Consider the following 18,455-nt stretch of genomic DNA (forward strand, 5'->3'; position numbering starts at 1 on the left):
CACCCGTCAAGCGCGGCATTTTGAGACCACGGGCCAATCACCCGTTGTCGCGGCCCCTGAGGCGATTTATCGGGGTTCAAACCGCTAAAGGAGATGCGCCTTGACCAAACGAAATTTCATCCGCCATGTGGTCTTTTTCTCAGCTAAAGACCCAAAGGACATTCCCACCATCGTAGCGGGGCTTTGGAAACTGGCCGATATCCCCCACTCAACAACTTTCGAAATCTGTGAGAACACTCGTGTTGATGCGCTGTCAGGGGACGTGGATGTGGTGGTTTACGCCGAGTTCCCCGATGCGGAGGCACTTGCCGCCTATAAGGCGCATCCGATCTATCAAGAATCCATCGACATCGTGCGCCCCCTACGCGACATACGCATGCCTGCGGACTTTTAAGGCGCGAGATGTCTGACCTCTGCGTCCTCTTTGACACCGGCCCGCTGGGGCAAGGAACGGCCTTTCGAGCGCCGCAGCGGATCATCAGCGCGCAGTCGCCCGAGGACGTGCCCACAGCCTTTGACGCGCTCGAAAAAGCGCAGGCAGAGGGCGCGTGGCTGGCGGGCTATGCAAGCTATGAGTTGGGCTACCTCGGGTCGACGAAACTGAGTGATTTGATGCCTGCCAAGCGCGGGCTGCCCTTGTTGCACTTCGGGGTGTTTGAGGGGCCGGAGCCGCACAGCTTTAAGGATGACGCGGGCGCGGCCAGTCTATCGGCCCTAACCCCGGATTGGGACTTTGCCCAATATGAAGCCGCCTTTGTGCAGGTGCAGGATTTCATCACTGCCGGGGATATTTATCAGGCCAATCTGACCTTCGGGTTGGAGGGTCGCTATAGTGGCACGCCTGCCGCCCTTTATGCCCGACTTCGCCAGCGCCAGCAGGTTGAGCATGGCGCATTTGTTGACCTTGGGGGGCCAGTGTTGCTGTCACGCTCGCCCGAGTTGTTCTTTGCGCTGACTGCCGATGGCCACCTGACCGCGCGTCCGATGAAGGGCACCGCGCGGCGCGGGCAAGATGCTGTTGAGGATGCCAAGCTGCGCGCCGACCTCGTCGCTTCGGAAAAGAACATGGCGGAAAACCTGATGATCGTTGATCTGCTCCGCAACGACATAAGCCGGATTGCAGAGGTGGGCAGCGTTGAGGTGCCGAAGCTGTTCGAGATCGAGACCTATGATACCCTGCATCAGATGACTTCGCGCATCACAGCACAGGTTTTGCCGGGGACGCGCCTGACAGATATTTTCCACGCGCTTTTCCCCTGTGGCTCCATCACCGGTGCGCCCAAGATCCGCGCCATGCAAATCTTGCGCGCGTTAGAACCTGCTCCACGCGATGCCTATTGCGGCGCTGTTGGCTGGGTTGCGCCCTCAGGGGCGATGCAGTTCAACGTGGCGATTCGCACCGCAACTTGCCACGCCGATGGACGGCTGCGGCTGAATGTAGGTGGTGGTGTAGTACATGACAGCACTGCCGAGGATGAATATGCCGAGGCGCTGCTAAAGGCACGGTTCGCGACCCTGCCCTAGAACCGATAACGATGCAGCGCCCCGCCATGGTCGCGCAGCCATTGGCGGGGGGCCTGATAATCACCGTAAATCCGCGTGACCTCGGCCCAGAACGCCGGGGAATGATTCATCTGCGCCAGATGGGCGACCTCATGGGCGGCGACGTAATCCAGCACTTCGGGCGGTGTCATGATCAGCCGCCATGAGAACATCAGCCCACCATCACTGGTGCACGATCCCCAGCGGGAACGCGTATCGCGCAGGGTGATCCGATTGTAGGACTTACCGAGCAATGCGGCGTAATCGTCGCAGGCGACAGCCAACCGGTCCCGCGCCACTTCGCGCAGATGTGCCGCAAGCCGTTTGCCGATGCTGTCTTCCGGGCCGGGCACGAAAATCTCTTCTGGGCCGATCCGCACGCCCCTCCCGTGTAGGTCACGCCCCTGCCCGCTGCGCACCATGAGTACCTTACCGCCCACCGGCACCTCTGCCCCCGAGCCGACAATCACGTCTTCGCCCCGCGCGGCAAGGTGTTGGCGAATCCAGCCTTGCTTGGTCTCGGCAAAGGCCAGCGCTTCACGCTCGGCCAGGCGTTTGGGCATGGTCAGCGTCACCCGCCCGTCCAACTGCGAAATACGTAAAGAGATGCGCCGGGCACGGGCCGAACGGCGCAAGATCAACGGAATCGGCGGGTTGCCGGGCAGCACAGGGTCTTTCATTACCGGAGCAACGTCCCTAGATAGAGGCCAAAGCCTTTGACAGTGCCCCCCTCATATGGCACTTGGCCGGAATCATCTACACGCAACAGCAATATTATAAAGGGGTGTTTCATGCCCAACGAAGAATGGGGAACCAAGCGCCTGTGCCCCACTACGGGCAAGCGCTTCTATGACCTCAATAAGAATCCGATCATCAGCCCCTACACGGGCGAAGAGGTCGCGGTCGACAACTCCAAGTCCCGCATGATCGCGGCAGATGCCGAGGATGCGGTCACAGCCAAAGCCAAGAAAGGCGATAAGGCAGACGACGATTCCCTCGTGGATGACGACGATACAGTTGATGTGGATCTCGACGACGATCTGCTGGACGACGACGATGACGACGAGGATACAGTTCCCCTCGACGATATCGCCGAAGTCGCGTCAGACGACGAAGACTAATTAATCGGCGGCGGGTTCAATTTTCCGCTTGATCCCGCCGCCGCCAGCGCCTAGTTAGCGGCGCATAACGACCCGGATCACACGATCCACGATGGGGCCTTAGCTCAGCTGGGAGAGCGCCTGCATGGCATGCAGGAGGTCAGCGGTTCGATCCCGCTAGGCTCCACCATCACCCCCCTTTCTGATGTAAGATATGTATCGCCCGATAGAGAGACTGACTGACGCGCATCCGCTTCGCGGCTACTCTGAGTCAGCGGTTCGATCCCGCTAGGCTCCACCAAGCCTTTTGCAAGGCAAAAGGCGTCGCGCGGCAATCGCTTCGAAGAAGCGATGAGAGTGCAGCGCAACAACCCCTACAAACGATACGACGCTATCTCGCAACTGCAAACGATGCTCTGCGATCAAAGTCTGTAGGCTACCCCCTGCCTACTGGTCGGCGATCTGTCTCGCCTATTGTCACAATGCCACGCTCATGATGTGCATTGCCTAGGGCACACCAAACCTTTCCCAATCGCAAACCCATTGGGATAGGAGATGAGAGCCTGTCGCGCCTTACGCTCACGACCAGACCCGCTCAGAACAACGCGCGTCGGATTAAATTCAGCCCTGCAACCATCAGCACCAGCAGCGTCATCTTGCGAAACAGGACCGGATCGACCCGATCCATCACCATGCCGCCGAGCCAAACGCCCAGCATCACAGGTGCAAGCAACAGCGCCGAGAACGGCCAAGTCTGCGCGTTCAGCACACCCGATCCCATATGCGCCCCAAGCAGCGCCACCGCGCCCAGCCCATAGATCACCCCCTGAATCCGCATCTGATCGTGCTTCGGGGTGCCAAGCGCGGTCAGATACGCAACCGTTGGCGGCCCCCAAACGCCGGAAACGCCGCCGACCGCACCAGCAAACGCACCGACACATGCCTCGACCCGCGTAGAACGTTGCGCCAGATGAAACTTATACTTCGACAGTTGCAGCAACGCGAAAAAGACGATCGGAACACCAATGGCCAGCAGCATTGCCTCCTCGGGAATCACCCGCACCATCTGGGCAGAAAGAACCAGTGTGATGCCGCCGCAGAGCAGAAATACCCAGAACAATCGAATGGAACCTGCCGCCGCCCTCGGACCTTGGCGCAAGGCCTGAAAGGCATTGGCCAGAACCGTCGGCAGGATCAAACCAGCAAGGGCCAAATCTGGCGCCATGAAGGTCGTTAGGCCGGAAATCAGAACCAACGGCAGGGCGAATCCGACAACGCCTTTGACGAAACCACCGCAAAGACCAATGGCCAAAGCTGCGTAAAACTCGAACGGGGTGAGAAAGGGGAAAATACTGTTCATGCCGTTACATAGCAGGCCCGGCGGCAGCCGCACGAGCAAATTTGTTACGCAATATAAAAACAAAAATAAGCATTAAAACGTATCTTTGTTGTGCTGCAACTGCGAAGGCGCTATGTCTGCCCCAAGCAAGAAAGGACAGATCATGGCACATGACGGTCAGGATATGACGATGCATAGCGTAATTCTCGACGATCTAATCGGGCTGACCGGCGCGGCGCTGCCGCCGCTGGACCGGCTGCTCGAGAAAGCCACTGCCGCCGTCCGTGCGCAGATGAGCGAGGGGGATCGCGTCTCGGCCAAGCTGATCGAGGCCAACCAGACCGCAGCGCACGGGCTTGCGTGGCTCGCCACCTATGTGCAGGCGCTACGCCAGATGCAGCTTTGGGCAGAGCGCCTACAGGGTGACGGGCGCTTTGGTGAAGTCGAAGGGCTCCTACACCAGATCGCCTTTGGCGAATACCTTTGCCAGATCCGTGGCGGCATTCAGATGAACCAAGGCGAAATGCTGCGCCTGCAAGATCTGGGGCTGAGCGCTGAGGACGAAGCCACGCTTGACGATCCGGCGCTCACCACTCTGACCCGAAGCGGCAACACGCAGACCGCGCGCAGCCGCTTGGTTGAACTCATGCAGGAACGCAGCGCCGATGTGACCTTCGGCGTCAGCGGCCTTGATGAAGAGCTTGAGATGATCCGCGACCAGTTCCGCCGCTACGCGGTCGAAAAGGTCGAACCCTTCGCCCATGACTGGCACCTGAAAGACGAATTGATCCCCATTGAGGTGATCGAAGAACTGGCCGAAATGGGTGTTTTCGGCCTGACCATTCCCGAAGAATACGGCGGGCTGGGCCTGACCAAAGCGTCGATGTGCGTGGTCAGCGAAGAACTCTCTCGCGGCTATATTGGCGTCGGCTCCCTCGGCACCCGGTCGGAAATCGCGGCGGAACTGATCCTCTGCGGCGGTACGACTGAGCAGAAAGAAAAATGGCTGCCCCGCATTGCCAGCGCGGAAACGCTGCCTACGGCGGTCTTCACTGAGCCGAACACCGGCTCGGACCTCGGCAGCCTGCGCACGCGCGCGGTAAAGGACGGCGACGACTATAAGGTGACCGGTAACAAAACATGGATCACCCATGCCGCACGGACCCATGTGATGACCCTGCTGGCACGCACCGACCCTGAAACGACAGACCACCGTGGCCTGTCGATGTTCTTGGCCGAGAAGACACCCGGCGATGATGCCAACCCCTTTCCCACCCCCGGCATGACCGGCGGAGAGATCGAGGTACTGGGCTACCGCGGCATGAAGGAATACGAACTTGGCTTCGACGGGTTCGAGGTGAAGGGCGAGAACCTTCTTGGCGGCGAAGAGGGGCGCGGGTTCAAACAACTGATGGAGACGTTTGAATCCGCCCGTATCCAAACCGCTGCGCGTGCCATCGGTGTGGCGCAATCGGCGCTCGATATCTCAATGCAATACGCCCAAGACCGCAAGCAATTCGGCAAATCGCTGATCAACTTCCCCCGCGTTTCGGGCAAGTTGGCGATGATGGCGGTGGAACTGATGATCGCCCGGCAGTTGACCTATTACAGCGCCTTCGAGAAGGACGCTGGCCGTCGTTGCGATGTCGAAGCAGGCATGGCGAAACTGCTCGGCGCGCGGGTCGCTTGGGCCGCCGCCGACAACGGCTTGCAGATCCACGGCGGCAACGGTTTTGCGCTGGAATACAAGATTAGCCGAGTGCTTTGTGACGCACGGATCTTGAACATCTTTGAGGGTGCGGCGGAAATCCAAGCGCAGGTTATCGCGCGCCGTCTTCTGGGCTGACGCTCCGGGGTTGCAAGCGCCGCTTCTGTCAGAGACATAGGCGGCGTTTTCCACCCAAAGGACAGCCCATGCGCAGCTTCTTGATCCTCGCCGCCCTCAGCGCCCTACCGCAATGTCAGGGCGATGAGACCGTTCGTGCCTACGGGGCGGGCGATAAGACATGGACCTTGGTGGAACTGGACGGCGCCCCCTTCGACGCCCGCGCCACGCTGACCTTCCCAGAGACCGGCAAGATCGCCGGAGAAGCGCCCTGCAACGCCTATAGCGCCGCGATGACGGTGCCTTACCCGTGGTTCGACGCGGGTCATATCGCCGCCACGCGCCGCGCCTGCCCGGACCTCGCGGCAGAGACGGCGTTTCTGAATGCATTGGGGGATGTGACGATTTCAGACGTGTTGGGCGACACGCTGATCCTGTCGGATGAAAGCGGCGAACGACTGATCTTCAAAGCCGCCGACTGAAGGCATCAATAAAGCGTGCGCGGGCTTCCGGCAGAGGTTTGCCACCCAGATCGCGGGCCAGATGCGCGGTCAGGAAATGGCCCGTGGTCACCAAGCCCTGCGCGATTTCCGCATCACTGCCCGCGCCCCCATCCAGCACCGCAGGCAAGGGCAACAACCGGTCAGCCCATTCCCCCGCGCCCTTGGCCGAAACGGCGCGGCCAGACTTGGGCGAGACATAGATCAACCCCTCTGTCACCCCCGTCACCGCACAGCTTTCCAGATCGAGCGCATAGCCCATCTCTTCCAGCAGACGCAGTTCCCATTTTAGATAGGCCAGCGGCCAGACATCCCCCTGCCCCAGCATGTCAAGCAGCGCCTCGGTGCGGCGGTAGAGCGCGGGATGCGGCTCGCGTTCGGGCAGGCAAAAGGACAAAAGCGCGGTCACCGCATTCAGGCCCGCAAGTGCCAGACGGTTCTGCATGGCCACCGCAGCGCGGCTGCGCAGCGGCTCGACGGTAAAGGCACCGATATGATCCTCCAACCGCGCGCGCCATGCCACGTCAAGCTGTGCGCCGGGTTGCAGGCTAGGCGCAATCTTGCGGCTGGTGCCTCCGCGGACGATCCCAGCGTGGCGGCCTTGTTCGGGGGTAAAAACCTCAATGATCGCCGAAGTCTCACCATGTCGCCGCGCGCTCAGCAGGATGCCTTGATCGCGCCACTCCATCAGCTGAGCCCCGGCTCATCCAAGAGGTGCCGGCCCTGCCGATCCTCCACCTCAATCACCCAAAGGTCGGGATCGAACCCGCGCTGGCGGGTAACGGTGGCATCGACCTCCGCCTCGTCGCCAGACGCCAGCTCGATCCACTTTCGGTCCCCAGTCATCAGATCAAAGGAGCGATGGAACAGCATCGCGCGGCCATCCAGCGTAGCCAACTTGACCAGCACCGCGCCGCCGGTGTCGTCGCCATGCGCGACCACGAAGGCGGGGATGTCCTGCAACCGCAGCCGGGTGAGATAGGCATCGACCCAGAAACGCGCGGTCAGACGGGGCATGGCTGGCCTTTACGCTCAGTCGTTGCCATCTTTGAAATCCAAGCCCATCTCGGAATAGCGCTCTGCCTCTTCCAGCCAGTTGGCGCGAACCTTGACCTGCAAAAACAGATGTACTTTGCGACCAAGAAACTCTTCCAGCTCTTCGCGGGCGGCTTTGCCCACGGCTTTGATCGTCTCGCCCTTGTTGCCCAAGACGATGCCCTTGTGACCGTCGCGCACGACGTAAACCAACTGGTCGATCCGGGCGGAGCCGTCGGGGCGCTCTTCCCAATTTTCTGTCTCAACCGTTAGCTGATAGGGCAGTTCCTGATGCAGACGCAGGGTCAGCTTTTCGCGGGTGATCTCGGCCGCGATATTGCGCATCGGCAGGTCGGCGATCTGATCTTCGGGGTAGAGCCATGGGCCTTCCGGCACCTCTCCCGCCAACCACTGGCGCAGTGTGTCGATACCGTGGCCACGCTCGGCGGAGATCATGAAAGTCTCGGTGAAATCGAAAGCTGCGTTCATCTTTTCGGTCAGACCCAGCAATACAGGTGCCTCAACGCGGTCGATCTTGTTGATCGCCAGCGCCACGCGGCGGCCCTTGGCGATGTTGCCAAGCTCCTCAAGTATACGCTCCACGCCCTCGGTCATGCCACGGTGTGCTTCGATCAGCAGCACGATCACATCCGCATCCGCAGCGCCGCCCCAAGCGGCGGCGACCATGGCACGGTCAAGACGGCGGCGCGGTTGGAACAGGCCGGGCGTGTCGACGAAAACAAGCTGCGTTTCCCCCTCCATCGCAACGCCACGAATGCGGGCGCGGGTGGTTTGGACCTTGTGCGTCACGATCGAGACCTTGGCCCCCACCATGCGGTTCAGCAGCGTGGATTTGCCCGCGTTAGGCTCTCCGATCAGGGCGACGAATCCGGCACGGGTGGTCATGAGTTCTTCTCCAATTGCCGCAGCAGCGTGGTGGCGGCGGCCTGTTCGGCGGCGCGTTTTGAGGGCGCAGTGGCAGCGGCTTCGGCGCCGTTGTCGAGCCGCGCTGTAATGGTAAAGACCGGCGCATGGTCTGGGCCGCTGCGGTCTGTCTGGTCGTAACGCGGCGGGTTCAGCCCGCGCGCCTGCGCCCATTCCTGCAACGCGGTCTTGGCGTCACGCGCATCTTCTTTAACGGTCTTCAGACGGTTGCCCCACAGCCGGAGAACCAACCCTTTAGCAGCCTCAAAGCCGCTATCAAGATAGACCGCCGCGATCACCGCTTCGATGGCATCGCCTAAGAGGGCCTGCTTGCGCCGCCCGCCTGATATCATCTCAGACCGGCCTAGCTTTAACACCTTGCCCAAATCAATCTCACGCGCGACATCGGCGCAAGTTTCCTTGCGCACCAGCGCATTGAAACGCGGCGCCAATTGCCCTTCGGTCGCGCCGGGATCAAGCGCCAGCAATGCCTCAGCCATCACCAGCCCCAGCACCCGGTCACCCAGAAATTCCAACCGCTGGTTGTCATCACGGTTGGCCGAGGACATGGAGGCATGGGTCACGGCACGGACCAACAACTCCGGCTTGGCGAAACTATGGCCGATCCGCGCCTCAAAGGCTTTTAGGTCACCGCTTAATTTCATCTGACAGCTTCAAAGAAACGATCACTGCGCCATGTCCAGAAAAACAACATGGAGCGTCCGGCAGAGCTGAACACAATGCGATCCGCACGGCCGATCAGGTTCTCAAACGGGACGAAGCCCACGCCCCCCGCACGCTGCGCCAGACGGCTATCGGCAGAGTTGTCGCGGTTGTCGCCCATAAAGAAGTAATGCCCCTCAGGCACGGTATAGACGCCCGTGTTGTCCGACTGCTGGTTGGTGATGTTCAAGATCGGATGCGACACGCCATTGGGCAGCGTTTCGATCTGGCGGCCTTTAACACAGGTGCCACCTTGACCAACGGGTCCGTTTTCACAGCGCGGACGCAACTGCTGCGGACCTTGAGGGGCCATGACCTCTTCAAAGGTGCCTGCGTCTTCGACTTCGACCGGGGTGCCGTTCAGGCTGATGATCCCGTTTTGGATCTGTACTTTATCACCCGGCAAACCGATCAGGCGTTTGATGTAGTCGCGGCCCGAGACGGGGTGACGAAAGACCACCACATCGCCGCGCTCAGGCTCGGACCCAAACAGACGCTCGTTGTCGCCATCAAAAACACCGCAGACATCTTTGGCATCAATCTCGACCCCGACACCGGGCAGCATCAAGCTGGGGCAAGACGCATAGGAGTAACCGTAGGCCATCTTGTTCACAAAAAGGAAATCACCGATTAACAGCGTCTCTTTCATCGAACCGGAAGGGATCCAGAAGGGCTGAAAGAACAGGGTCCGAAAGACACCGGCGATCAGCAGCGCCCAAAAGATTGTCTTGATGGTTTCGACAAAGGCGTTGCCGGTTTTTTCCTTGGCGGCCATGCGGCGCTCCTGACATATCGGTTTGGGGTTACATGATCGCCGCCGCGGGCCAAGTCAAGTGAAGCGGGCGCCGAACGGCCTGCCCCGCGTGGATATGATGCGAAACGGCGTGGCACGCCAGTCTATCTGAGCTTAATCGGCAAGCGGGCGCGCTTCGATCACCACAAATGCCTGCGCCCATGGGTGATCGTCGGTCAGGGTCACATGGATGATCGCCTCATGCCCGGGCGGGGTCATCGCGGCGAGTCTATCAGCGGCCCAGCCCGTCACTTCCATCACCGGTTGACCGGTGCGCAGGTTGCTGACGGCCATATCGCGCCATGCGATGCCCATACGCAGCCCGGTGCCAAGCGCCTTGGAACATGCCTCTTTCGCGGCCCAGCGTTTGGCATAGGTGCCCGCCACATCGCGGCGGCGCTCGGCCTTACGCTGCTCAATTTCGGTGAAGACCCTGTTGCGAAAACGGTCACCAAAACGGTCAAGCGTGCCTTGGATACGCTCAATATTTGCCAAATCAGTGCCGATGCCGAGGATCATGGGGTGCCATTCTTGTCGCGTGATGGCGCCGTAACGCCCAATGCGGGCAATAGATCATGCGCGATTGCCAAGGAAAAGCAGCAATAGCATATGAAAACGCCGCCCCGCAGGGCGGGACGGCGCTAATCTGAATTTTGCGTTGCCCGGCTTAGGCGACGGCGTGACGGGCCTTTTCGGCCTTCGCCTCGTCAATTGCGCGCTGAACAGAGGCACGCTGCTCTGTCAGAAACTCATATCCGGGATGGCCAGCGGTCGCCTTGATCGCATCGTCGTAGTTTTCGACCAATGCGGATTCGCCGTTGATGATCTCGTCATAGACTGCTTCGTCATCGCCTGTGACCGCATCGCGCAGCTTGACCCAGCCACGATGTGCCGAAGCAGCGACTGAGCCCTCTTCGGATACGTCCACCCCGTCTACGCCCAACTGGCGGTGCAATTCGGTGTGAAACGTCTCGCGCTCGGCGATACGCTGATCAAAAAAGCCTACAAATCGTGCTTCGTCAGAGACTTCTTTGCGGGATTCACGATAGCCGTCGCGGCTGTCGATCAGGCGGGTGTGAAGTTTTTTCAGTGTCTCGATATGGTCGCTCATTGGTGCCTCCTAGGTTTTGTTAACCAGTCTGGCAGCACAACGCGGCAGAGCGAATTTGGGTCCATGCAGGGGCAGCGAATGAGTGGCTTTCCGCCGCCCCCGGCAAAGTGTCAATTACCTTTCGCGGGCTTCATCCATCAGGCGGCGCATTTCGGTTATGGCGGGTTCTAGCCCAAGAAAGATCGCCTCTCCGATCAAGAAGTGCCCGATGTTAAGTTCGCGCACCTCTGGAAAGGCGGCGATGGGGGTAACCGTGTCATAGGTGAGCCCGTGGCCCGCGTGAACCTCAAGCCCCAAGGACGCCGCGAAAGTCGACATGTCGCGAAGTTTCTTCAACTCGACATCGGCCTCGTCCCAGCGGCCTTCCGAGAATGCATCGCAATAGGCGCCGGTATGTAGCTCGATCACCTCGGCCCCGATGCGGTTAGCCGCTTCGATCTGGGCGGGTTCTGCGGCAATGAAGATCGACACGCGGCTGCCCGCTTCGCGCAGCGGCGCGATAAAATGGGCCAGTTTGTTTTCCTCACGCGCAACTTCCAGACCGCCTTCGGTTGTGCGTTCCTCGCGTTTTTCCGGCACGATGCAAACGGCATGAGGTTTGTGGCGCAGGGCGATCTTTTGCATCTCGTCGGTGGCTGCCATCTCAAAGTTCAGCGGAACTGACAGGACCTCCATCAACCCTTCGATATCGGCGTCCGAGATATGCCGCCGGTCTTCGCGCAGATGCGCGGTGATGCCATCAGCCCCGGCCTTTTCCGCAATCTTGGCAGCGCGCAATGGGTCAGGGTACGCCCCGCCCCGCGCATTACGCACGGTCGCCACGTGGTCGATGTTCACGCCCAATCTCAGCTTTGGTTGGTCAGCCATGTTGTTTCCTCTCGCATCATTGGCGTGACCATAGGTCGGAATTTTTGCCAACCCCATAGGGAGAAGCCCTTTTTCCGAAAATTTGATGCAGGCGGCGCCTCAGTCGGCGTGGCGCTTGGCCTCGGCCTTCTGCGAAGCCTTGTGCTTTAACGCCTCAAACTTGGCCTTGATCATGCCGCGCCGCCGCTTTTGATAGGCGCGCAGCACCGGAACAGAGATGTAATAGGCAATGGTGGCGCAGATCATCCCCGGCAGGATGCCCCCAACCAGATAGGGGTAGAACACCTGATGAAAAAAGATCGTCAGCCCCGACCAATCCATGCTGGCATCAGTAAAAATCGCGAAAAAGTTCTCTTGAAGGTCGCGCCCTGCATCAAGGAATTTGCCACCAAATGACCGATGCGCCGTTGGGGCCACTGGCGCACCAAGGATCCAGTGACCGGTTTGCAGGGCAGCGATGCCGATGGGAACATAGGTCAACGGATTGCCGAAAAAGGTGGCCATAAGCGCGGCGAGGATATTCGCACGCATCACCCGCCCGATTAGCGCCGCCACTATAAAGTGCAGCCCGTAGAATGGGGTGAAGGTGGTAAAGACCCCGGCCCAGATACCGCGCGCGATACGCTCGGGGCTGTCAGGCAGCCGCCGCATCCGGTGTTTGACATAGTGAAACGCACGCGTCCAACCGCCGCGCGGCCACAGAAACTCGGCCAGCGCGCGCAGGGTCGGTTTCGGATCGCGGCGTTTGAAAATCAAGAATCAGGTCCAGTATCGGCGTTTCGTCTGCGCGGGTCAGGCGGTCTTTTCGACAGTCTTTCCTATGCTCATATTGCGGTGTCTGCTGACATCGGCGACCTCACTTTCGGCTTCGAGCGTGGACATGAGCGAATGCAGATGACTCACGTCTCTGAGGTCCACATAGACCACCAACCGATAAAAGTCAGGCTTACGCTCCACAAACTCCAAATCAGAGATATTGGCCGAAGCTTCGCCGATCAAGGTACAGACCCGCCCCAAGACCCCCGCGCCGTTGCCGATGGTGATGTCCAGCGCGCATGTATAATCCGCCGGATGGCTGCCATCATGCCAGCGCAGATCAAGCCAGCGGTCGGGCTGGTCTTCATATTCCGACAAGCGGTCACAGTCGATCGCGTGAACGGTCACGCCCTTGCCACGGAAGGTAATGCCAACGATGCGTTCGCCCGGTAGCGGCGTACAGCAAGGCGCGCGGTCAAAACTCTGGCCCGGCTCCAGCCCGACCACGGCGCGGCGCACGTCGATCTGTTCGCCCTTTTGCGGTGCAAGATCGGGATAGACGGATTCAACCACTTCGCGGCCCGTCAGTTCGGAACTGCCAAGCCGGGCAAGCACCTCGTCGGGGCCATTGAGCCGCATGTTCTTAGCGACAGTGTGCAGCACCTTATCGGTGACCTTCTTGCCCACCTGAGCGAAAGCCGAGCGCGCCAATTCGCGCCCCAGCTTGATAAAGCGTTCGCGGTCGACCTCACGCAGGGAGCGCCGGATTGCCGACTTGGCCTTGCCTGTGGTGGCGATATCAAGCCATGTCACCTGCGGCGTCTGGCCTTGCGCGGTGGTGATCTCAATCGACTGGCCATTCTTGATGCGCGTCCAAAGCGGCACGCGCATGCCGTCGACCTTAGCCCCGACGCAGGCGTTACCGATGCGCGTATGAATCGCATAGGCGAAATCAATTGGTGTCGCCCCGCGCGGCAGTTTCACCACATCACCCTTGGGCGTGAAGCAGAAGACTTGGTCGGCGTACATCTCAAGCTTCACCGCTTCGAGGAAATCCTCATGGTCGGTCTCGGCATCAAACTGTTCGGTCAGCTGGCTGATCCACTTGGCGGGATCAACTGCAAAGGGGTTTCGGCTCCGCACGCCGTCGCGGTAAGACCAATGCGCTGCAACGCCGGTTTCGGCCACGTCATGCATCTGCCGGGTCCGAATTTGCACTTCAACCCGCTTGCCATCCCGCCCCGAAACGGTGGTGTGGATAGATCGGTAGCCGTTGCTTTTGGGCTGGCTAATGTAATCCTTGAACCGTCCCGGCACCGCACGCCAACGCCGGTGGATCGCGCCAAGCGTGCGGTAGCAATCTTCCTCGGAGGCGGTGATGACCCTAAAACCATAAATATCGGACAAACGAGAGAAGCTCTGCTCCTTCTCCTCCATCTTGCGCCAGATCGAATAGGGTTTCTTGGCCCGGCCAAAAACCTCGGCCTCGATATCCGCCTTTTCCAACTCCACGCGCATGTCGCCCGTGATCCGCTGGATCACATCGCCGGTGTCGCGCTGCAGGGTGATGAAGCGGCGGATGATCGAGGCGCGCGCCTCGGGGTTGAGCACGCGAAAGGCGAGGTCTTCCAACTCTTCGCGCATCCATTGCATGCCCATACGGCCCGCCAGCGGCGCATAGATGTCCATCGTCTCCCGCGCCTTTTTGACCTGCTTGTCAGGGCGCATGGATTTGATCGTCCGCATGTTGTGCAGACGGTCGGCGAGCTTGACGAGGATGACGCGCAGGTCCTTGGACATCGCCATGAACAGCTTGCGAAAGTTCTCGGCCTGTTTGGTTTCGGTCGAGTTAAGCTGAAGGTTGGTCAGCTTGGTGACACCATCCACCAATTCGGCCACTTCACCGCCAAAGAGGCTTTGCACCTCGGCGTAAGACGCTTTGGTATCTTCGATCGTGTCGTGCAGAAGGGCGGTGATGATCGTCGCATCATCAAGCTGCTGTTCCGTAAGGATCGCAGCGACAGCGACGGGATGGGTGAAATAGGGTTCACCGGAATGGCGAAACTGCCCCTCATGCATCCGCGCCCCGTAGTCAAAAGCGGCGCGGATCAGGGGTTCGTTGGTACGCGGATTGTAGCCTTGAACAAGAGCGATCAGGTCGTCGGCAGTAATGTCGGCGCTGTTCATGCCATCTGCCTCATAGCCCCGGCCGGGGCGCGGGGGTTACCCCTGCCCCTGTGCGGCCATCAACTGGCGCAGCAACATTTCTTCGGACATGCTGTCTTCTTCAGGCTTGTCCTGCTCGGCACCCATCAAAAGCGCCATGGCGTCTTCTTCGGGCTCATCGACTTCGATCTGGCTCTGGTTGCTTTCGATCAGACGCTCACGCAGATCGTCAGCCGATTGCGTTTCGTCAGCAATCTCGCGCAAGGACACGACAGGGTTTTTGTCGTTGTCGCGGTCAACGGTCAGCGGCGATCCGGCAGAGATCTCGCGGGCGCGGTGCGCAGCCAGCATGACGAGTTCGAAACGGTTCGGAACCTTATCCACACAATCTTCGACGGTGACGCGGGCCATGAAGCCTCCAATATCTCATTTGCTGCCAGAAGTGCGGTATTTAGGCCGCTTCGGGCAGATTTACAAGTCACTATTACATAGGGCGCACGTCGGCGCGATCCCGCTCAGGCATGGCTTCGAGCAGCGCGCGCACGGGCTTTCCTAACAATGGATGTACCCAATCGGGGGCAACATCTGCCAGCGGCACCAAAACAAAAGCGCGGTCTTGAAGACGGGGGTGAGGCAGGATCAACTGTTCAGGTGTACGACCAATTTGCGCATCAAGCGGCAATTCGCGCCACATCTTGTGGGTGTTACGGTCTGGCAACACGATATCGTCACAGGCCAGCAAATCCAGATCCAAAGTGCGCTGCCCCCATCGCTGCAGCCGCTCCCGGCCAAACTGCGCCTCAATACGGTGCAATACGCCAAGCGCCTTTTCAGGTTCCCAAGGCGCTTCGATCCGCACGGCGGCGTTCACATAATTCGGGCCCGCCCCTGCGGGAAAAGCTGGAGTGTGATAGAATCGACTGGTGGCGCGAATCACCGCGCCGGATGTTTGTAACAGCTTCAGAGCGGCCTTCAGGGTTTCCTGTGGCCTACCAACAGAAGATGCAAGGTTCCCACCAAGTGCAATCAGAAGGCTATGCTTTCGTATAGGCGCCCTACTGCTTAATTCCATACCCTCAGGGCCTTGCGACATTGTTAAAAAACCTTAGTTATGCACCCAGATGTGGGGGCATCGCCACACGTCACGGTTTTCTTAATCCGCGACAGTTATAGATCAAACCGGGAATACGGCGAAGCCTGCCGAAAGGATAGATTAATGTTCTACAAAGATGAGCGATTGGCGCTATTTATAGATGGCTCCAATCTCTATGCCGCGGCCAAGTCGCTCGGCTTCGACATCGATTACAAACTGCTGCGGCAAGAGTTCATGCGCCGCGGCAAGCTGCTGCGTGCATTCTACTATACCGCGCTGCTTGAAAACGATGAATATTCGCCGATCCGCCCGCTTGTTGACTGGCTGAACTACAACGGCTTTTCCATGGTCACCAAACCGGCCAAAGAATACACTGACAGCATGGGCCGCCGCAAAGTCAAAGGCGACATGGATATCGAACTGGCCGTTGATGCCATGGAACTTGCGCCGCGCGTGGATCATATCGTGATCTTCTCAGGCGATGGTGATTTCCGTCCGCTGGTCGAAAGCCTGCAACGCCAAGGCGTGCGCGTCTCTGTCGTGTCGACGATTCGCAGCCAGCCGCCGATGATTTCCGATGATCTGCGCCGCCAAGCGGACAACTTTATCGAGCTTGACGACCTGCGCGATGTCATTGGCCGCCCCCCGCGCGATCCGATGCCGGCTCCACAAAGCTGACCACAGATCGCCTTTTTACTGCCCTGAATAGCTCCGCTGGCCGCGGAGGTTGAATTTCTGCGCTTCGCTATCAGGAAAGTGTACATACGAATAACAGGCCAGAGACGTCGCCGTCACTGGCCTGTGAAATTTCTAAAATACCCCAGGGAAGATACAATACAGCACATGAACCCATGCGTTCCCCTTGATCCAATAGTACTTGTTCCCGTAGAAGTAGACGACCCCCCGAAATAGGGGGGTAAAGTGAGGGATGATGCTGGTCGATGTCGCAGTACGGCTGGAAAAATTACAAGATATCGACACACTTTGGGATGGGATCGTAGAGGCACTCCGAGAGATCGGATTCACTCATGCACTCCATATCAGTGTGGGCGCCGACTTTAAGGATGCGCAGCTGCTTTGCACCATCCCCGACCTCTATAAAAACCTCCCGCCCGAAGATGATCCGTTTTTGCATCACTCGTGCAACAGCTATGAGGTGCTGATGATCGGGCAGGCCTTTGTGCATCTCTATCCTGATGTTACGCCGTCCGAACATTCCCTCATCGCGCGCGCGGCGCGAGAGGGACTTCATGCTGCTTTTGCCGTACCGATGCGTCTGCAAGGGTCTGAACGCTTTGGTGGCTTTGTGATCGGCAACGGAATGGCGGCGGAGGAGTTTGAACAAACTTTCCACGACATTGCCGAAGAGTTGCGCCTATTCTGCCTGCTGATGCACCGGCGCATCGAAGACCTTGTCGGGGCAGAACTACTGCCCCTCCCCGATAGCCCCTCTGCTTTTGATAAGCTCAGCCCGCGCGAAGCCGAAGTGGTGAACCTTTTGGCGCATGGTTATAGCCGCCAACAAACGGCACATCATTGCAACCTGTCGATCCACACCGTGTCGGATTACGCAAAATCCGGCTATCGCAAACTGGGCATCCGTAACCGCGCCCAAGCCGCCGCACTTGTGCATGGGGCTGGAGGCGAGGCTGCGCCCAAGAAGGGCTGACGGGCTGGACGAAGCGCGCCCAAGCCCTTACCTCTGCGCCAACCGTTCGGAGACTTCGCCATGACCAACACGCCCCTGACCCTCTACCTCGCCGCGCCGCGCGGATTCTGCGCGGGCGTGGACAGGGCGATCAAGATCGTCGAGATGGCGCTCGAGAAATGGGGCGCGCCGGTCTATGTGCGCCATGAGATCGTGCACAACAAGTTCGTCGTCGACGGGCTGCGCGACAAGGGCGCGGTCTTTGTCGAGGAACTGTCGGAATGCCCCGATGACCGCCCGGTCATCTTCTCCGCCCATGGCGTGCCGAAATCCGTGCCCTCCGCCGCGCAGGCGCGCAATATGATCTATGTCGATGCCACCTGCCCGCTGGTCTCCAAGGTCCATATCGAGGCGCAGCGCCATGCCGATGCAGGGCTGCAGATCATCATGATCGGTCACGCGGGCCACCCTGAGACGGTCGGCACCATGGGCCAACTGCCCGATGGCGATGTGCTGCTGGTCGAAACGCCCAATGATGTGGCCGATGTCACTGTGCGTGACGAGGCGCAGTTGGCCTATGTCACGCAAACCACACTTAGTGTCGATGACACCGCCGATATCGTCGCCGCCCTTCAGGCGCGGTTCCCTGCCATCATCGGCCCGCATAAAGAAGACATCTGCTACGCCACCACCAACCGCCAGGAAGCTGTCAAAGCCATGGCCCCCAAATGCGACGCGATGCTGGTGGTCGGCGCACCGAATTCGTCGAACTCCAAACGTCTGGTCGAAGTCGGCGCCCGCGCGGGCTGCGCCTATGCGCAACTGGTGCAACGCGCCGATGATATCGATTGGCGCGCGTTGGATGGGATCGGCAGCATCGGCATCACGGCGGGCGCATCAGCCCCCGAAGTGCTGATCAACGAAGTAATCGACGCCTTCAAAGTGCGCTATGACGTGACCACTGAACTGGTCGAAACCGCGCAAGAAAACGTCGAGTTCAAGGTGCCCCGCGTCTTGCGCCAACCCGCCTGAT

At 59.6% G+C, this 18,455-nt stretch carries 22 protein-coding genes and 1 tRNA gene; 9 read left to right on the top strand and 14 right to left on the bottom strand.

Translation table 11 applies throughout. From position 1 onward, the window contains the following. Positions 1–100 precede the first annotated feature (100 nt). Positions 101–394 (top strand): Dabb family protein, encoded by a 294-nt coding sequence (locus DSM110093_RS15835; RefSeq protein WP_243265967.1) that lies wholly within the window; start codon positions 101–103, stop codon positions 392–394. Between the two features lie 8 nt (positions 395–402). Further along, entirely contained in the window at positions 403–1,524 is a 1,122-nt protein-coding gene (locus tag DSM110093_RS15840) for an aminodeoxychorismate synthase component I (protein WP_243265968.1), read from the top strand. On the opposite strand, the gene DSM110093_RS15845 is transcribed toward DSM110093_RS15840, so the two are convergent. Beyond that, a complete protein-coding gene (locus tag DSM110093_RS15845; RefSeq protein WP_243265969.1) occupies positions 1,521–2,222 on the bottom strand; it encodes a SprT family zinc-dependent metalloprotease in 702 nt (233 codons plus the stop codon). The two genes, DSM110093_RS15840 and DSM110093_RS15845, sit on opposite strands and share 4 nt — an antisense overlap. 111 nt (positions 2,223–2,333) lie before the next feature. On the opposite strand from DSM110093_RS15845, the gene DSM110093_RS15850 reads away from it, so the two are divergent. Then, on the top strand, positions 2,334–2,663 hold the full coding sequence (locus DSM110093_RS15850; RefSeq protein WP_243261631.1) for a TIGR02300 family protein: 330 nt from the start codon (positions 2,334–2,336) through the stop codon (positions 2,661–2,663). 93 nt (positions 2,664–2,756) lie between these two features. Further along, positions 2,757–2,832 (top strand) — tRNA-Ala (locus DSM110093_RS15855). A gap of 405 nt (positions 2,833–3,237) precedes the next feature. Here the strand turns inward: DSM110093_RS15855 and DSM110093_RS15860 are convergent. Continuing rightward, on the bottom strand, positions 3,238–4,002 hold the full coding sequence (locus tag DSM110093_RS15860; protein WP_243265970.1) for a sulfite exporter TauE/SafE family protein: 765 nt from the start codon (positions 4,000–4,002) through the stop codon (positions 3,238–3,240). A gap of 142 nt (positions 4,003–4,144) precedes the next feature. On the opposite strand from DSM110093_RS15860, the gene DSM110093_RS15865 reads away from it, so the two are divergent. After that, the gene (locus DSM110093_RS15865) at positions 4,145–5,827 is read left to right on the top strand and encodes an acyl-CoA dehydrogenase family protein (RefSeq protein ID WP_243265971.1); all 1,683 of its coding nucleotides are present in this window, start codon (positions 4,145–4,147) and stop codon (positions 5,825–5,827) included. A gap of 68 nt (positions 5,828–5,895) precedes the next feature. Continuing rightward, a complete protein-coding gene (locus DSM110093_RS15870) occupies positions 5,896–6,288 on the top strand; it encodes an META domain-containing protein (protein ID WP_243265972.1) in 393 nt (130 codons plus the stop codon). Here DSM110093_RS15870 and recO read toward each other — a convergent pair. From recO to folK, 12 genes are all read right to left on the bottom strand, one after another. Continuing rightward, positions 6,272–6,994, bottom strand: coding sequence for a DNA repair protein RecO (gene recO, locus DSM110093_RS15875; protein WP_243265973.1), 723 nt, complete (start codon positions 6,992–6,994; stop codon positions 6,272–6,274). The two genes, DSM110093_RS15870 and recO, sit on opposite strands and share 17 nt — an antisense overlap. Further along, positions 6,994–7,323 carry a DUF1491 family protein gene (locus DSM110093_RS15880; protein ID WP_243265974.1) on the bottom strand — a complete coding sequence of 110 codons (330 nt, stop codon included), beginning with the start codon at positions 7,321–7,323 and terminating at the stop codon, positions 6,994–6,996. The genes recO and DSM110093_RS15880 overlap by 1 nt, the downstream gene beginning before the upstream one ends. 15 nt (positions 7,324–7,338) lie before the next feature. Continuing rightward, positions 7,339–8,247 carry a GTPase Era gene (gene era / locus DSM110093_RS15885; RefSeq protein WP_243265975.1) on the bottom strand — a complete coding sequence of 303 codons (909 nt, stop codon included), beginning with the start codon at positions 8,245–8,247 and terminating at the stop codon, positions 7,339–7,341. Then, entirely contained in the window at positions 8,244–8,930 is a 687-nt protein-coding gene (gene rnc, locus DSM110093_RS15890) for a ribonuclease III (protein WP_243265976.1), read from the bottom strand. The genes era and rnc overlap by 4 nt, the downstream gene beginning before the upstream one ends. After that, positions 8,927–9,763: a signal peptidase I gene (gene lepB / locus DSM110093_RS15895; RefSeq protein WP_243265977.1), complete on the bottom strand. Its 837-nt coding sequence runs from the start codon at positions 9,761–9,763 to the stop codon at positions 8,927–8,929. The genes rnc and lepB overlap by 4 nt, the downstream gene beginning before the upstream one ends. Before the next feature lie 132 nt (positions 9,764–9,895). Continuing rightward, positions 9,896–10,300 (bottom strand): holo-ACP synthase, encoded by a 405-nt coding sequence (acpS, locus tag DSM110093_RS15900; protein ID WP_243265978.1) that lies wholly within the window; start codon positions 10,298–10,300, stop codon positions 9,896–9,898. Positions 10,301–10,448: 148 nt separating this feature from the next. Further along, on the bottom strand, positions 10,449–10,892 hold the full coding sequence (locus DSM110093_RS15905) for a PA2169 family four-helix-bundle protein (RefSeq protein WP_243265979.1): 444 nt from the start codon (positions 10,890–10,892) through the stop codon (positions 10,449–10,451). A gap of 114 nt (positions 10,893–11,006) precedes the next feature. Next, a complete protein-coding gene (locus DSM110093_RS15910) occupies positions 11,007–11,759 on the bottom strand; it encodes a pyridoxine 5'-phosphate synthase (RefSeq protein WP_243265980.1) in 753 nt (250 codons plus the stop codon). A gap of 99 nt (positions 11,760–11,858) precedes the next feature. Beyond that, positions 11,859–12,515, bottom strand: coding sequence for a DUF2062 domain-containing protein (locus tag DSM110093_RS15915; protein ID WP_243265981.1), 657 nt, complete (start codon positions 12,513–12,515; stop codon positions 11,859–11,861). A 36-nt stretch (positions 12,516–12,551) separates the two neighbouring features. Then, positions 12,552–14,702, bottom strand: a complete 2,151-nt coding sequence (locus tag DSM110093_RS15920; protein WP_243265982.1) for a bifunctional (p)ppGpp synthetase/guanosine-3',5'-bis(diphosphate) 3'-pyrophosphohydrolase — start codon at positions 14,700–14,702, stop codon at positions 12,552–12,554. Between the two features lie 36 nt (positions 14,703–14,738). Beyond that, positions 14,739–15,092 (bottom strand): DNA-directed RNA polymerase subunit omega, encoded by a 354-nt coding sequence (gene rpoZ, locus DSM110093_RS15925; protein WP_093738298.1) that lies wholly within the window; start codon positions 15,090–15,092, stop codon positions 14,739–14,741. A gap of 73 nt (positions 15,093–15,165) precedes the next feature. Further along, positions 15,166–15,774, bottom strand: coding sequence for a 2-amino-4-hydroxy-6-hydroxymethyldihydropteridine diphosphokinase (gene folK / locus DSM110093_RS15930; protein ID WP_347568631.1), 609 nt, complete (start codon positions 15,772–15,774; stop codon positions 15,166–15,168). A 123-nt stretch (positions 15,775–15,897) separates the two neighbouring features. Here folK and DSM110093_RS15935 point away from each other — a divergent pair, with 123 nt between their 5' ends. The 3 genes from DSM110093_RS15935 to ispH all read left to right on the top strand — a co-directional run bounded on the left by DSM110093_RS15935 (position 15,898) and on the right by ispH (position 18,454). After that, positions 15,898–16,452: an NYN domain-containing protein gene (locus tag DSM110093_RS15935; RefSeq protein WP_093927390.1), complete on the top strand. Its 555-nt coding sequence runs from the start codon at positions 15,898–15,900 to the stop codon at positions 16,450–16,452. 253 nt (positions 16,453–16,705) lie between these two features. Continuing rightward, the gene (locus DSM110093_RS15940) at positions 16,706–17,443 is read left to right on the top strand and encodes a LuxR family transcriptional regulator (RefSeq protein ID WP_243265983.1); all 738 of its coding nucleotides are present in this window, start codon (positions 16,706–16,708) and stop codon (positions 17,441–17,443) included. A gap of 60 nt (positions 17,444–17,503) precedes the next feature. Next, on the top strand, positions 17,504–18,454 hold the full coding sequence (ispH, locus tag DSM110093_RS15945) for a 4-hydroxy-3-methylbut-2-enyl diphosphate reductase (protein ID WP_243265984.1): 951 nt from the start codon (positions 17,504–17,506) through the stop codon (positions 18,452–18,454). Position 18,455: the final 1 nt, after the last annotated feature.

The organism is Sulfitobacter sp. DSM 110093, from assembly GCF_022788715.1.
In the GTDB taxonomy this organism is placed as follows: domain Bacteria; phylum Pseudomonadota; class Alphaproteobacteria; order Rhodobacterales; family Rhodobacteraceae; genus Sulfitobacter.

Bases quoted from the DNA above. Each gene is read 5' to 3' on its own strand.
- DSM110093_RS15840 (WP_243265968.1), top strand. From the start codon at position 403: ATGTCTGACCTCTGCGTCCTCTTTGACACCGGCCCGCTGGGGCAAGGA.
- DSM110093_RS15845 (WP_243265969.1), bottom strand. From the start codon at position 2,222: ATGAAAGACCCTGTGCTGCCCGGCAACCCGCCGATTCCGTTGATCTTG.
- DSM110093_RS15850 (WP_243261631.1), top strand. From the start codon at position 2,334: ATGCCCAACGAAGAATGGGGAACCAAGCGCCTGTGCCCCACTACGGGC.
- DSM110093_RS15860 (WP_243265970.1), bottom strand. From the start codon at position 4,002: ATGAACAGTATTTTCCCCTTTCTCACCCCGTTCGAGTTTTACGCAGCT.
- DSM110093_RS15865 (WP_243265971.1), top strand. From the start codon at position 4,145: ATGGCACATGACGGTCAGGATATGACGATGCATAGCGTAATTCTCGAC.
- DSM110093_RS15870 (WP_243265972.1), top strand. From the start codon at position 5,896: ATGCGCAGCTTCTTGATCCTCGCCGCCCTCAGCGCCCTACCGCAATGT.
- recO (WP_243265973.1), bottom strand. From the start codon at position 6,994: ATGGAGTGGCGCGATCAAGGCATCCTGCTGAGCGCGCGGCGACATGGT.
- DSM110093_RS15880 (WP_243265974.1), bottom strand. From the start codon at position 7,323: ATGCCCCGTCTGACCGCGCGTTTCTGGGTCGATGCCTATCTCACCCGG.
- era (WP_243265975.1), bottom strand. From the start codon at position 8,247: ATGACCACCCGTGCCGGATTCGTCGCCCTGATCGGAGAGCCTAACGCG.
- rnc (WP_243265976.1), bottom strand. From the start codon at position 8,930: ATGAAATTAAGCGGTGACCTAAAAGCCTTTGAGGCGCGGATCGGCCAT.
- lepB (WP_243265977.1), bottom strand. From the start codon at position 9,763: ATGGCCGCCAAGGAAAAAACCGGCAACGCCTTTGTCGAAACCATCAAG.
- acpS (WP_243265978.1), bottom strand. From the start codon at position 10,300: ATGATCCTCGGCATCGGCACTGATTTGGCAAATATTGAGCGTATCCAA.
- DSM110093_RS15905 (WP_243265979.1), bottom strand. From the start codon at position 10,892: ATGAGCGACCATATCGAGACACTGAAAAAACTTCACACCCGCCTGATC.
- DSM110093_RS15910 (WP_243265980.1), bottom strand. From the start codon at position 11,759: ATGGCTGACCAACCAAAGCTGAGATTGGGCGTGAACATCGACCACGTG.
- DSM110093_RS15920 (WP_243265982.1), bottom strand. From the start codon at position 14,702: ATGAACAGCGCCGACATTACTGCCGACGACCTGATCGCTCTTGTTCAA.
- rpoZ (WP_093738298.1), bottom strand. From the start codon at position 15,092: ATGGCCCGCGTCACCGTCGAAGATTGTGTGGATAAGGTTCCGAACCGT.
- folK (WP_347568631.1), bottom strand. From the start codon at position 15,774: ATGTCGCAAGGCCCTGAGGGTATGGAATTAAGCAGTAGGGCGCCTATA.
- DSM110093_RS15935 (WP_093927390.1), top strand. From the start codon at position 15,898: ATGTTCTACAAAGATGAGCGATTGGCGCTATTTATAGATGGCTCCAAT.
- DSM110093_RS15940 (WP_243265983.1), top strand. From the start codon at position 16,706: ATGCTGGTCGATGTCGCAGTACGGCTGGAAAAATTACAAGATATCGAC.
- ispH (WP_243265984.1), top strand. From the start codon at position 17,504: ATGACCAACACGCCCCTGACCCTCTACCTCGCCGCGCCGCGCGGATTC.